Source organism: Arthrobacter sp. Marseille-P9274 (assembly GCF_946892675.1).
Taxonomy (GTDB): domain Bacteria; phylum Actinomycetota; class Actinomycetes; order Actinomycetales; family Micrococcaceae; genus Crystallibacter.
Genome location: NZ_CAMPOV010000001.1, coordinates 1,504,933 through 1,517,657 on the forward strand (window position 1 = coordinate 1,504,933; position 12,725 = coordinate 1,517,657).

A 12,725-nucleotide genomic window follows, 5' to 3' on the forward strand; every position below is an offset into this window, starting at 1 on the left:
CCATGAGTGCTTCGACATCACCCGATACGTACCAGCCCAAGACCAGCGTTGGCCGTATCAGCAACTTCATTGACACACGCGTCGGCGCTTCGTCCATCGTCAAGGAGTTCGGCCGCAAGGTCTTCCCTGACCACTGGTCCTTCATGTTCGGTGAAGTGGCGCTGTACACCTTCGTCATTCTGCTGCTGTCCGGAACCTTCCTGACGCTGTTCTTCGACCCTTCAATGGCCGAAACGCACTACACGGGCTCGTACGTCCCGCTCAAGGGCGTGGAAATGTCCGTCGCCTACGCGTCGACGCTGGATATCTCCTTCGATATCCGCGGCGGCCTGTTCATGCGCCAGCTGCACCACTGGTCCGCGCTGCTCTTTGTCGCGTCGGTCTCCGTGCACATGCTTCGCGTCTTCTTCACCGGTGCTTTCCGCCGTCCGCGCGAACTCAACTGGGTTGTCGGCTGCACCCTGCTGATCCTTGCACTGGCTGCCGGCTTCACCGGCTACTCGCTGCCGGACGATCTGCTGTCCGGTAACGGCCTGCGCATTATCGACGGCGTTATCAAGGCGATTCCGCTGATCGGCACCTACTTGTCGATGCTGATCTTCGGAGGGGAGTTCCCGGGCACTGCCATCGTGGGCCGCCTCTACGTCATGCACATCCTGGTGGTACCGGCCCTCATCCTCCTGATGATCGCCATCCACCTGTTCATGGTCGTCGTCCACAAGCACACGCAGTACCCCGGCCCGGGCCGCACCGAAAACAATGTTGTCGGCTTCCCGGTTGGTCCGGTCTACGCGGCCAAGGCCGGCGGCTTCTTCTTCATCGTGTTCGGTATCGTCGCGGTCATCGCTGCCAACTTCCAGATCCTCCCGATCTGGGACTACGGCCCCTACGACCCCTCCCCCGTCTCCGCGGGTACCCAGCCTGACTGGTACATCGGCTTCGTGGACGGCGCGCTTCGTCTCATGCCGGGCGTTCTCGGCGGCTTCCCCTTCGAGTACGTGATCTTCGGCGGGTACACGCTGTCGCTGAACGTCCTGATTCCGGCCCTGGTGCCGGCCGGCATCCTGTTCGGCCTCATGTTCACCTGGCCGTGGATCGAACGCTGGGTGACCAAGGACAACCGCGAACACCACATCCTGGATCGTCCGCGCAACGCTCCGTTCCGGACGGCCACCGGTGTCGCAGGCGTGGTCTGGTACTGCGTCATGTGGGCTGCTGCCAGCTCCGACCTGATCGCGACGCACTTCCATGTCTCGCTCAACGACGTGACCTACTGGCTCCGCGCGCTGTTCTTCATCGGCCCGATCGTCGGCTTCATGGTCACGCGGCGGATCTGCCTTGCGTTGCAGCGCAAGGATCGGGAGATTGTCCTGCACGGCCGCGAAACCGGTCGCATCGTCCGTCTGCCGCACGGTGAGTTCATCGAGGTTCACGAGCCGCTCAACGAGTACAAGCTGCATCGCCTGGTGGACTTCGAGTCGCCGGCCGTCCAGCCCGCTGTACCGGACGCCAACGGCCGCATCACGCGGACGGAGAAGCTGCGCGGACGCCTGTCCCGCTTCTTCTTCGAAGACCGTGTCGCGCCGGTGACGCCCGCCGAGCTCGAAGCAGCCCACGGCCACGGCCATGCCGAGGTTGAGGAAACCAAGCCCAAGGCTGAAGTCACCAGCCGCTAACTACGGCAGTAAGAGGCCGGTCGCGGGACGCAAGTCCCCCGGCCGGCCTCGTCGTTTAATTGCATTCCTCCGGATCGGGCATTCGTCCGTCGCTCGACTGAGCGGATGGATAGCGACAGCCGGATATGGATCCGCTGAGGCAGGCAGTGAGCGGGAGACGCCGGCAGGCTTCCCGGGCAATCTCGGGGCCAGCGGTACGGTGAAGGCGAAGGGCTCAGCGGCACAGGCCGCGCCCCGCGGCTCTTGCCCTCGCCGAAATCGGTATCGGCCTCAGTGCAGTACCGGTCGACGTCGAGCGGCTTGGTCCCAGGATCGGATCGACGGGGGCAGCAATGGGTGCATGTCCACCACCTCGGGTGTGCGTCCAGAGCGGTGGCTGCGACGAAAGGGCTGGCCCGCCCGCCCTAGCCTGGCAAAGAGGCACTGCAGGCCCCCAGCTCGCCCCTGGGATGCTCAGAAGCGCTTGACGTTATAGGAACGCGGTGAACGGACTCCCGGCCGCTGGAGGGGCACCCAGAGCTTGTACCGGTCGGCACGGTAGTAGGAGACCGAGAAATCCACCATCGTCTTGGATGCATAAGCGTGACGCTGGATCTTCAGCAGCGGCGCGCCAATGTCGACATTGAGCAGCCGCGCGATCGATGGCTGGGCGGCCGTCGCTTCGATGGTGTCCTCGCCCCACTCAATGACGAGTCCATAGCGCTCGCTCAGGACGTTGTACAGGGACGACGGCGGCGGGTCGTCGAGGATGCCGGGCACCCGCTGGGCGGGGATGAAGTTTTCGTCCACGCTCATGGGGTCGCCGTCGGCCAGGAGCAGCCGCCGAAAGCGAATGACGGGCTGGCCTTCTTCCAGCTGGAGTTCGCGGGCCACGAAGGGTGCAGCGCCGATCTGCTCGAACGTGAGTACCCGCGCGTCCGGCACCATGCCGCGGCGTTGCATCTCTTCGCTGTAGGAAGTGAGCTTCACCTGGAGGTCCAGCTTCTGCTGGCTGACAAACGTTCCCAGCCCTACGATGCGCTCGAGGACCTCCTCGGACACCAGGGAATCGATGGCCTGGCGGACAGTCATCCTTGCCAGGCCAAACCGCTGGGTCAGTTCGCGTTCCGAGGGAAAAGGTCCGCCCGGTTCGCACTTCTCCTTCGCATGCCGCCGCAGGATCTCCCGCAGCTGGACGTGTTTAGCCACCTGCGAGGCTTCGTCGATGGCGCCCTCAATGGCAGCTGCTCCCCTCGATGCCAACTGACACCCCTCCTCCTGGACAACCGTGGCTCCACTCAGCCTAGCCCAATCCGGTCTAGACCACCCATGTCCCGATACACAAGCCGATACACAAAAGGGAGAAGCCCGGAGCAGTGAGCTCCAGGCTTCTCCCTTTTGTGTGTGTCGAACTAGTGGGCGTGGTCGCCGCGGCTGTACTCGTAGACCCACCCGATGAGAGCTACGACGGCGAGGCCGGCTGCCAGGTAGGTAATCCAGAATCCGACAGCGATACCCAGGAAGCCGGTTGCGGCGGCCGCGCCGAGCACCAGAGGCCACCAGCTCCACGGGCTGAAGTGCCCCTGCTCGCCGGCGCCCTCATGGATCTCTGCGTCCAAGCGGTCCTCGGGGCGGGCCCCGACGCGCTTTGCCGTGGTCCTGAGGTACCAGCCGATCATCAAGGACAGGCCGATCAGCAGGAACAAGCCGACGATGCCGACCCACTCGCTCCAGTTCGTCATGAAGCCGTAGACGATGGCCACCGGGGTGAAGAAGATGACACCCCCGGTGAACAGCCAGGATTCGATTTTCATGGGTTACGCGTCCTCTCGGTCGGCCGGGCCGAAGATCTGTGCTGCCGGTACGGGTTCCTTGGGCGTGTGCTTCGGAGCCAGTTCCGGGTGGTGCAGGTCCAGGGCAGGGCGTTCCGACCGGATGCGGGGCAGCGAGGTGAAGTTGTGACGCGGCGGCGGGCAGGAGGTGGCCCATTCGAGCGAGGCACCGAAGCCCCAGGGGTCATCCACCTGTACCTTCTTGCCATGACGCCACGTGATGTACACGTTCCAGAAGAACGGGATCAGCGAGGCGCCCAGGACGAACGAAGCGATCGTCGAGAACTGGTTCATGGCAGTGAAGTTGTCTTCCGGCATGTAGTCCGCGTAGCGGCGGGGCATGCCGATGACACCCAGCCAGTGCTGGATCAGGAAGGTGCCGTGGAAGCCGAGGAACAGGAGCCAGAAGTGGATCTTGCCCAGGCGCTCGTTCAGCATCTTGCCGGTCCACTTCGGCCACCAGAAGTAGAAGCCGGCGAACATGGCGAACACGACCGTGCCGAACACGACGTAGTGGAAGTGTGCCACCACGAAGTAGGTGTCCGAGACGTGGAAGTCCAGCGGCGGGGAGGCCAGGATGATGCCGGTCAGGCCGCCGAAGAGGAAGGTGACCAGGAAGCCCAGGCTCCAGAGCATCGGAGTTTCGAAGGTGATCGACCCCCGCCACATGGTGCCGATCCAGTTGAAGAACTTCACGCCCGTCGGGACCGCGATCAGCATCGTCATGAAGGCGAAGAACGGCAGCAGGACCGAACCCGTGACGTACATGTGGTGCGCCCAGACGGTCACGGACAGGGCCGCGATCGCGATGGTGGCGTAGACCAGGCCCTTGTAGCCGAAGATCGGCTTGCGGCTGAAGACCGGGAAGATCTCGGAAACGATGCCGAAGAACGGCAGGGCGATGATGTAGACCTCGGGATGGCCGAAGAACCAGAACAGGTGCTGCCAGAGGATCGCGCCGCCGTTTTCCGGGTTGAAGATGTGAGCACCGAAGCGGCGGTCGGCTCCCAGGCCAAACAGTGCGGAGGCCAGCGGCGGGAACGCCATGAGGACCAGGATGGAGGTGATCAGCGCGTTCCAGGTGAAGATCGGCATCCGCCACATGGTCAGGCCCGGGGCGCGCATGCAGATGATGGTCGTGATGAAGTTGACCGCGCCCAGGATGGTGCCGAAGCCGGAGAGTGCCAGGCCGAAGACCCACAGGTCACCGCCCGCTCCCGGTGAGAACGTCGTGCTCGAGAGCGGCGCATAGGCGAACCAGCCGAAGGACGCGGCACCCTGCGGGGTGATGAAGCCTGCGACGGCGATGGTGCTGCCGAAGAGGAAGAACCAGAAGGCCAGCGCGTTCAGGCGCGGGAAGGCGACGTCCGGAGCACCGATCTGCAGCGGCATCATCACATTGGTGAAGCCGGCGAATAGCGGCGTCGCGAACATCAGCAGCATGACCGTGCCGTGCATGGTGAACAGCTGGTTGTACTGCTCCTTGGTCTGCAGGATCTGCATACCCGGTTCGAACAGCTCGGCGCGGATGACCAGGGCCATCACGCCGCCGAGGCAGAAGAAAATGAACGACGAGATCAGGTACATGTACCCGATGGTCTTGTGGTCGGTGGTCGTGATCCAATTGACCACGATCCGGCCCTTGGAACGCGGGACGACACGCGGCGCGACTGTCGTGCCGGTCTCCTCCGCGGTGTACTCGTAGGTAGACACTAGTTCTCCCCTGCTCCTTGCTCAGCCGCTTCCGCGTACGGGTTACGGTCGTATTCTTCGCCGATCTGGCCGTCCCTCAGGGCAGACATCCGCTGGGCGAACTCGGCCTCGGAAACAACGGCAACGTTGAACAGCATTTCGGAGTGGTACTCGCCGCATAGTTCGGCGCACTTGCCGGCGAAGACGCCCTCGCGGGTCGGGGTGACGGTGATGTAGTTCGTCTTGCCCGGAATCATGTCGATCTTCTGCAGGAATGCAGGAACCCAGAATGAGTGGATCACGTCGCGGGAGTTGATCTGCAGTTCGATGCTCTGGTTGACCGGCAGGTACAGCGTGGGCAGGCGGTCGGGCGTACCGGTCTCGCCGTCCAGGTGGGCCTGGACTCCGACGTCGTGCTTGTCCTCGGTGACGTAGTTGAAGTCCCACGACCACTGCTTGCCGCGCACGTCGATGATCTGGTCCGGGTTGTCGTCCCGGGCGTTGATCGCAGTCATGTCCCGGTCCGTGAAGTAGAACAGGGTCAGGACCATGATCAGCGGAACTGCGGTGTAGAAGATCTCCAGCGGCAGGTTGTAGCTGAGCTGGCGCGGGTAACCCGTCTCGTTCTTGCGGCGCCGGTAGGCAACGATGCACCAGATAATCAGGGCCCACGTGAGAACACCGACGGCCAACGCGGCAATCCAGGAGTTCACCCACAAATCGATGATCCGGTCCGTGTGGTTGGTCGTGCCCCGCTCAGTGGGCAGCCATCCCAATTGGACTTCTTCTGAACAACCCGTCAACAACAGCGCACCGGCTGCCCCAAGACCAGTGGCCTTGAGGATCCTGGCGCGCCGACTGCCGGTTCGGTCCTGCGAACTCACAGACGGCCCTTCCTTTTTGTTTCGTGCAAGTGATGCCCGCGTGGCACGGCTATTCCCCCGTTGCGCACGCTTGCATATTAGTTTTACTACTCACTGTAGAGCTTACCCGCCCCGATGACCTGGATGTGACAGATCGAGGCAGTGCGTCGCCGTTTGCAACCCCAGTCCGGCTGGCTCCTGCAGCGGTTTAGTGGAACGAATCACCACAAGCGCAGGAACCACCAGCGTTGGGGTTGTCGATGGTGAAGCCCTGCTTGGAGATGGTGTCCTCGAAGTCGATGGTCGCGCCGCTGAGGTAAGGCACGCTCATCTTGTCGACGATGACTTCGACGCCGTCAAAGTCACGCACGGCGTCCCCGTCCAGCATGCGTTCGTCGAAGTACAGCTGGTAGATCAGCCCGGAGCAACCACCGGGCTGGACGGCAACGCGGAGCCGGAGGTCCGTGCGTCCTTCCTGCTCCAGCAGGCTGCGGACTTTGCCCGCTGCCACGTCGGTCAGCTTGACTTCATGGGTGGGCAGTTCCGTTGCAGCTGCGTTTTCGGTGGCGGCGCTGGTGGTTTCGGTCATTGCTTTGTCCTTATCTCTGAGGCGGCCATCAGTTGACCTTCTGCTATCACTCAGTGGTGCTGTGGCTCCGCTTCCATGGTACGTCGCTTGGAACTTGGTTCCAGCACTGCCGCCGGCGGGCGTGACATGCTGGCTGCCGACGGCCACCGGTCCGTCCTCCTACAGGCCTTCGCTGTCGAGCCGGGCCAGCAGCAGGGCCTCGGCGAGTATGGCATTGCGGAAATCTCCCAAGTGCAGGGACTCGTTCGCAGAATGCGCCCGGGAGTCCGGGTCCTCCACGCCGGTGATCAGGATCTGGGCAGCCGGGTAGAGCTCGGCCAGGTCCGCGATGAACGGGATGGAGCCGCCAACGCCCGTCTCCACCGGCCCGGTCCCCCACGCCTTGCCGAGCGCCCACAGCGCGGCCTGGGCGGCCGGGGCGGTGGTGTCCGTGGCGAACGCGCTGCCCTGCTCGCCCGGAACGAACCGCACTATTGCGCCGAAAGGAGCATGGGCATCAATGTGGGCGGCCAGGGCTTCCACGGCCGCCGCCGGATCCTGGCCCGGTGCCAGCCGGAGGCTGAGCTTTGCGCGCGCCGAGGGCAACAAGGTGTTGGAGCTGAGGGCGACGCTGGGGACGTCCATCCCGATGATGGACAGAGCCGGCTTGTTCCACAGCCGGTCCGCGATCGGCCCCGTCCCGGCCAGCTGGACGGATTCGAGGACCGAACTGTCCCGGCGGAAGTCGGACTCTGGATAGTCGACCGCGGCCGACTCCGTGCTGACCAGCCCCTCGATGGCCACAGCGCCCGTCTCATCATGGAAGGTCGCGATCAACCGGGCCAGCAGCGTCGGCGCATCGAGGATCGGCCCGCCGAACATACCGGAATGGACGGCGTGGTCAAGGACCTGCAGTTCGACCACGCCATCGACCAGTCCCCGCAGGCTCGTGGTCAGCGCCGGCACCCCCACCCGCCAGTTGCCGGAGTCCGCCACGATGATGACGTCGGCCTGCAACAGCTCACGGTGGGTTTCCAGGAAGGATCGGAAGGTTGGGGAGCCTGCTTCTTCCTCGCCCTCGATAAAGAACGTCAGGCCGAGGCCGAAATCATCGCCCTGGTGCGCCAGAAGTGCTTCGACGGCGCCGACATGCGCCATGATGCCTGCCTTGTCGTCCGCGGCCCCCCTGCCGTAGAGCCTGCCGTCGATCTCGGTGGCGGCGAACGGCTCCGTCTTCCAGAGCGAGAGGTCCCCGGGCGGCTGGACGTCATGGTGCGCATACAGCAGGACGGTCGGCTTGCCCGGTGCGGCCGGGCGCCGGGCCACGACGGCCGGGCCGCCGGGCTTTTCGCCGTTGGGAACACTCAGCACTTGCACGTCCTCGATTCCCAGGCCGCGGATCAGGTCCGCCACGGTCTCGGCGCTATGCAGCAGGTCCGCCGGGTCGAAGGCCTCCCAGGCGATGCCGGGGATGGCAACGAGCTGCTCCAGCGTCGAAATCGTCTGGCCCATTCGGCCGTCGACGGCGGCAGCCAAGGCAGCAGCGTCGACGTTCCATTCGTCGGATTGCGGTGCAGGTCGGCCGGTTTCTTCACGAGTGGTCATACCGGCCACCCTACTCCCGGCGGGCGCGCGGCAGGCAAGCGCCTGCAGGGTATTCTTGATGGGTGTTTGGACGTAAAAAAGAGGCTGCGAACGCGCCGGAAACCACAGACCAGCTTGCACCGGAGGCCAACCGCGGCCCGGGCAAGGGCACGCCGACTCCTCGCCGGAAGGACCAGGAAGCCGCGCGCAAGCGGCCGCTGGTGCCGAACGACCGCAAGGCCGCCAAGGAATCCAGCCGCCATGCCGCCCAGGAAGAGCGGATCCGGATGCGCCAGGCGATGGATACCGGGGATGAACGCTACCTCCCGCTGCGGGACAAGGGCCCGCAGAAACGCTTCGTGCGCGACTTTGTCGACGCCCGCTGGGTCCTGGGCGAATTCCTCATCATCTTCGCCCTCATCTTCGTCCTGCTCAGCTTTGTCCGCGACCTGAACGTCCAGGCCTTCATCCTCGTCGGCTTCTGGGTGCTGCTGGGCCTGGTGGCGGTCGACGCCTTCATTCTTGGCCGGCAGCTCAAGTCGCGACTGGTGGCAAAGTTCGGCGAGGTCGAGCGCGGCGCCATCTGGTACGGCGTCATGCGCGGCCTGCAGCTCCGCCGGATGCGGCTGCCCAAGCCCCAGGTCAAGCGCGGCCAGTACCCCTCCTGACCGGCTCTGCAGCAGCGGACCAACATCGCGAACGGGCCGGCTCCCACTGTGGGAACCGGCCCGTTCTGGTCTTAAGCCCCTACCGCCGGCGGGCCAAGGAGCGGTTGATGCGCGCCGCCCAGAACGGTCCCTCATAGAGGAACGCCGTGTAGCCCTGGACCAGCGTCGCGCCGGCGTCCAGGCGCTCCCTTACGTCGTCCGCGGTTTCCACGCCCCCGACCGCGACCAGCACCAGCCTGTCCCCCGCGGCCACCCGCAGCCGCCGGAGCACCTCGAGTGAACGCTGCTTCAGCGGTGCCCCCGACAGGCCGCCGTCCCCGCAGGCAGCGACCTTGGCCGCGTCCGACTTCAGGCCTGCCCTGCCGATCGTGGTGTTCGTGGCGATGATGCCATCCAGCTTCAGCTCCAACGCCAGGTTGGCCACGTCGTCGATGTCCTCGTCGCTCAGGTCCGGCGCGATCTTGACCAGCAGCGGGACGTGCCTCCGCGCCACCGAATCGGCCGTCTCCCCCACCGCGGCCAGCAGCGGCCGCAGGGTCTCCACGCTCTGCAGGAGCCGGAGCCCGGGGGTGTTTGGTGAGCTCACGTTGACCACCAGGTAGTCCGCGTGCGGGGCCAGCAGGCGGGTGCTCTTGAGGTAATCGTCGACGGCGTCCGCCAGTTCCACGGTCTTGGTCTTGCCGATATTGACGCCGATCACCGGCCGGCTCGCGCCAAAGCGCCGCTCGATGGACCGCCGCGCAGCGGAAAGCCTCGGCGCGACGGCGGCTGCGCCGTCGTTATTGAATCCCATCCGGTTGATGACCGCACGGTCCTCGACCAGCCGGAACAACCGCGGCTTCGGATTGCCGGGCTGGGCCGATCCCGTGATGGTCCCGACCTCGACGGCGCCGAAGCCCAGGTCGAACAGCGCCTCGATGCCGTGGCCTTCCTTGTCGAAGCCCGCCGCGAGTCCGAACGGCGACGGGAACGTCAGCCCCAGCGCCTCGGTCCGCAGGGAGGGCGCGGGCGCCGTGACCCGCCGAAGCAGCGCGCCGGCACCGGCCGAGTGGGCCAGGCGGATCATCCGGAAACCGATAGTGTGGGCACGTTCCGGGTCCATCCAGGAGAAGGCGGCGCGGAAGAAGAGTGGGTACAGACGCATGAGCCTAGTTTTCCGCCAAAGGCATCCTTCGGCCAAACCGGGCAGGCTTAGCATGAAGGCAAGGAAGGGAAGTAGGATGCCAACGGTCTGGATCGAGGACATTCTCGGCGCCGGATTCGAATCGACGGCGCTGGAGGTTCCGGCGGCCGGGAGCAGGACGCGGCGGGCCACGCTGGTGCGGCATCTCCCCGCGAACCGCGGCCCGGCCCAGGGCGGAAACGTGGTGCTGTACCTGCACGGCTGGAGCGACTACTTCTTCAATACCGAGCTTGCCTCTTTCTGGCACCAGCTGGGGGTGGCGTTCTACGCACTCGACGTCCACAACCACGGCCGGAACCTGCGGATCGGAGAGCCGGACCCGGCCGACGCGGCCGCGGACGACTCCTCCGGAGCGGATCCCGGGGCCAGGACCGTCGGTGGCGGCGACCTGGCCGGCTACGCCTCGGACCTGAGGGATTACGACGACGAGATTGCCACTGCGATGGCAGCCGTCCGCCAGGACAGCGCGGCCCGGCTTGGGCTGGCGGAGGCAGACATCGCGCTCACCCTGATGGGCCACTCGACCGGGGGCCTCGTGGCAGCGCTGTGGGCCAACCGCAACCCGGGCGCGGTCAAGGCGCTGGTGCTGAACAGCCCGTGGCTCGAGATGCACCGCAGCTCGCTCGTGCGGCGTGCGGCGGCCAGGGTCCTCGACCCGCTCTCCCGGCTCAAGCCGGAGGCGGAGATCAAACTGCCGGCCCGCGGGTTCTACTGGCGGACCATCAGCAGCACAGCGGAAGGCGAGTGGGACCTGGACCCGGACCTCCGCCCGCCGTTCGCGTTCCCCGTCCGCGCCGGTTGGCTCAGCGCCATCTGGCACGGGCAGGCCGAAGTGGACAAGGGGCTCGCCATTGCGGTGCCGATCCTGGTCCTGACGTCGGCGCGGAGCGTCTACGGGCCACTGTGGCACGAGGACATGAAGGCGGCCGACGCCGTCCTCGACGTGGGCACGATGGCCGCCAGCGCGGTCAAACTCGGCTCCAGCGTCACCGTCGAGCGGATCGAGGCGGCGCTCCACGACATCTTCCTGTCGCCGCCCGAGGTCCGCGCCGACGCCTACGCCCGGCTGGAGCGCTGGGCCAAGGCGTACATCCTGGCCAGCTAGTGCAGCCGGTTCAGCCGGCGGATACGGAGGCGGCGTCCACCGCGCCGCCGTATCGCCGGTCCCGCCGAGCGTAGGTATCCACGGCTTCCCAGAGCGTCCGGCGGTCCACATCCGGCCACAGAATGTCCATGAAGACCATCTCCGCGTAGGCGGACTGCCAGAGCATGAAGTTGGAGAAGCGCTGTTCCCCGGAGGTGCGGAGGAAGAGGTCGACGTCGGGCAGGTCCGGCTCATCGAGGTAGCGCTGGATCGTCTTCTCGGTCACGGCGGAAGGCTTGAGCCGGCCGGCGGCGACCTCGGCCGCGATGGCCGCCGCGGCGTCGGCAATTTCCGCCCGGCCGCCGTAGTTGACGCACATGTTGAGCGTGCAGACGTCATTGCCGGCGGTCTGCCGCTCGGCCACCTCAAGCTCCTTGATGACCGACTGCCACAGGCGGGGGCGACGGCCCGACCACCGGATGCGCACACCCCACTGGTCAAGCTGGTCCCGCTGGCGGCGCAGCACATCCTTGCTGAAGCCCATCAGGAAGCGGACCTCTTCCGGCGACCGCTTCCAGTTCTCGGTGGAGAACGCGTAGACGCTGACGTGGCGCACCCCGATCTCGATCGCGCCCGCCATGACGTCGAGCAGCGCAGCTTCGCCGGCGCGGTGCCCTTCCGTCCTGGGCAAGCCGCGCTGGTTGGCCCAGCGGCCGTTGCCGTCCATCACGATGGCGACGTGCTGCGGGACCAAACCGTTCGGTAGCCGGGGGGCCCGGGCGCCGGACGGATGGGGAGCAGGTTTGCTCGGGTTCAGGGTAGTCACACTCGCTCCACGTGTTTGAGGGATCTGACGGATCGTTCCAGGTGCCACTGCAGGTAGCTGGCCACCAGGCCGGCGGCTTCCCGCCGGGAGGTCTGCGCCGATCCGTCGGCCGCCGGCCAGTCACCGCTGAGCAGCGCGGCCAGCAGCAACATGGTCTCCGGTGCCGGGGATGCGGAGCCGGGCGGGCGGCAGTCGTGGCAGACGGCGCCGCCCAGCGGTGCAGAAAAAGCCGAATGCGGTCCCGGCGCCGAGCAGCGCGCGCAGTCCGTGAAGCTCGGGGCCCAGCCTGCGGTTGCCAGGGCCCGCAGCAGGTAGGAGTCGAGCACGAGCTCCGGTGCGTGCCGGCTCCGGCTGAGGGCGGACAGTGCACCGATGACAAGGCCATAATGCACCGCCGCGGATTCGCCGTCGATGTCGGTCAGCTTCTCAGCAGTCTCGCAGATGACTGCTGCGGCGGTGTACTTGGCGTAGTCGGCGACGATTTCGCGCCCGTAGGGGCCCAGCGTCTGCGCCTGCGTGACGATGTCGAGGTTGCGTCCGGCAATGAGCTGCAGGTCCGCCACCATAAACGGTTCAAGCATCGCGCCGAACTTGCTGCTGGTGCGCCGGACTCCCTTCGCGACGGCACGGACCTGGCCGTGGCGTTTGGTCAGCAGGACGATGATGCGGTCTGCCTCGCCGAGTTTGTGGGTCCGCAGGATGACGCCTTCATCCCGGTAGGTTCGGGAGGCGAAGGATCGGTTGGACACAGGCCCATTGTCCCACTGACT

Annotated in this window: 12 protein-coding genes; 3 read left to right on the forward strand and 9 right to left on the reverse strand. The window is 65.9% G+C overall.

Features of this window, described 5'->3' with window-relative positions; genetic code table 11:
* Positions 1–2 precede the first annotated feature (2 nt).
* A complete protein-coding gene (locus OC550_RS06850) occupies positions 3–1,676 on the forward strand; it encodes a ubiquinol-cytochrome c reductase cytochrome b subunit (protein WP_262104549.1) in 1,674 nt (557 codons plus the stop codon).
* Positions 1,677–2,129: 453 nt separating this feature from the next.
* Here the strand turns inward: OC550_RS06850 and OC550_RS06855 are convergent, their stop codons facing one another.
* The 6 genes from OC550_RS06855 to OC550_RS06880 all read right to left on the reverse strand — a co-directional run bounded on the left by OC550_RS06855 (position 2,130) and on the right by OC550_RS06880 (position 8,215).
* On the reverse strand, positions 2,130–2,918 hold the full coding sequence (locus OC550_RS06855) for a GntR family transcriptional regulator (RefSeq protein ID WP_262104553.1): 789 nt from the start codon (positions 2,916–2,918) through the stop codon (positions 2,130–2,132).
* Positions 2,919–3,067: 149 nt separating this feature from the next.
* Positions 3,068–3,469: a cytochrome c oxidase subunit 4 gene (locus OC550_RS06860; protein ID WP_262104555.1), complete on the reverse strand. Its 402-nt coding sequence runs from the start codon at positions 3,467–3,469 to the stop codon at positions 3,068–3,070.
* Between the two features lie 3 nt (positions 3,470–3,472).
* Complete coding sequence (ctaD, locus tag OC550_RS06865; protein WP_262104557.1) at positions 3,473–5,200, reverse strand: cytochrome c oxidase subunit I; 1,728 nt, start codon at positions 5,198–5,200, stop codon at positions 3,473–3,475.
* Positions 5,200–6,063 (reverse strand): cytochrome c oxidase subunit II, encoded by an 864-nt coding sequence (coxB, locus tag OC550_RS06870; protein WP_262104559.1) that lies wholly within the window; start codon positions 6,061–6,063, stop codon positions 5,200–5,202. Before coxB ends, ctaD begins: the two co-directional genes overlap by 1 nt.
* A 187-nt stretch (positions 6,064–6,250) precedes the next feature.
* The gene (locus OC550_RS06875) at positions 6,251–6,631 is read right to left on the reverse strand and encodes an iron-sulfur cluster assembly accessory protein (protein WP_262104561.1); all 381 of its coding nucleotides are present in this window, start codon (positions 6,629–6,631) and stop codon (positions 6,251–6,253) included.
* Between the two features lie 159 nt (positions 6,632–6,790).
* Entirely contained in the window at positions 6,791–8,215 is a 1,425-nt protein-coding gene (locus OC550_RS06880; protein ID WP_262104563.1) for a dipeptidase, read from the reverse strand.
* Between the two features lie 62 nt (positions 8,216–8,277).
* Here OC550_RS06880 and OC550_RS06885 point away from each other — a divergent pair, with 62 nt between their 5' ends.
* Positions 8,278–8,862 carry a DUF3043 domain-containing protein gene (locus tag OC550_RS06885; protein WP_262104565.1) on the forward strand — a complete coding sequence of 195 codons (585 nt, stop codon included), beginning with the start codon at positions 8,278–8,280 and terminating at the stop codon, positions 8,860–8,862.
* Between the two features lie 79 nt (positions 8,863–8,941).
* Here the strand turns inward: OC550_RS06885 and OC550_RS06890 are convergent, their stop codons facing one another.
* Positions 8,942–10,006 carry a quinone-dependent dihydroorotate dehydrogenase gene (locus OC550_RS06890; RefSeq protein ID WP_262104567.1) on the reverse strand — a complete coding sequence of 355 codons (1,065 nt, stop codon included), beginning with the start codon at positions 10,004–10,006 and terminating at the stop codon, positions 8,942–8,944.
* 76 nt (positions 10,007–10,082) lie between these two features.
* Between OC550_RS06890 and OC550_RS06895 the strand changes: the two genes are divergently transcribed.
* Positions 10,083–11,150, forward strand: coding sequence for an alpha/beta hydrolase (locus OC550_RS06895; RefSeq protein ID WP_262104569.1), 1,068 nt, complete (start codon positions 10,083–10,085; stop codon positions 11,148–11,150).
* A 10-nt stretch (positions 11,151–11,160) separates the two neighbouring features.
* On the opposite strand, the gene OC550_RS06900 is transcribed toward OC550_RS06895, so the two are convergent.
* On the reverse strand, positions 11,161–11,955 hold the full coding sequence (locus OC550_RS06900; RefSeq protein ID WP_262104571.1) for an isoprenyl transferase: 795 nt from the start codon (positions 11,953–11,955) through the stop codon (positions 11,161–11,163).
* Positions 11,952–12,704 (reverse strand): DNA repair protein RecO, encoded by a 753-nt coding sequence (recO, locus tag OC550_RS06905; protein ID WP_262104572.1) that lies wholly within the window; start codon positions 12,702–12,704, stop codon positions 11,952–11,954. The genes OC550_RS06900 and recO overlap by 4 nt, the downstream gene beginning before the upstream one ends.
* Between the last annotated feature and the right edge of the window lie 21 nt (positions 12,705–12,725).

Bases quoted from the DNA above. Each gene is read 5' to 3' on its own strand.
- OC550_RS06850 (WP_262104549.1), top strand. From the start codon at position 3: ATGAGTGCTTCGACATCACCCGATACGTACCAGCCCAAGACCAGCGTT.
- OC550_RS06860 (WP_262104555.1), bottom strand. From the start codon at position 3,469: ATGAAAATCGAATCCTGGCTGTTCACCGGGGGTGTCATCTTCTTCACC.
- OC550_RS06875 (WP_262104561.1), bottom strand. From the start codon at position 6,631: ATGACCGAAACCACCAGCGCCGCCACCGAAAACGCAGCTGCAACGGAA.
- OC550_RS06880 (WP_262104563.1), bottom strand. From the start codon at position 8,215: ATGACCACTCGTGAAGAAACCGGCCGACCTGCACCGCAATCCGACGAA.
- OC550_RS06890 (WP_262104567.1), bottom strand. From the start codon at position 10,006: ATGCGTCTGTACCCACTCTTCTTCCGCGCCGCCTTCTCCTGGATGGAC.
- OC550_RS06895 (WP_262104569.1), top strand. From the start codon at position 10,083: ATGCCAACGGTCTGGATCGAGGACATTCTCGGCGCCGGATTCGAATCG.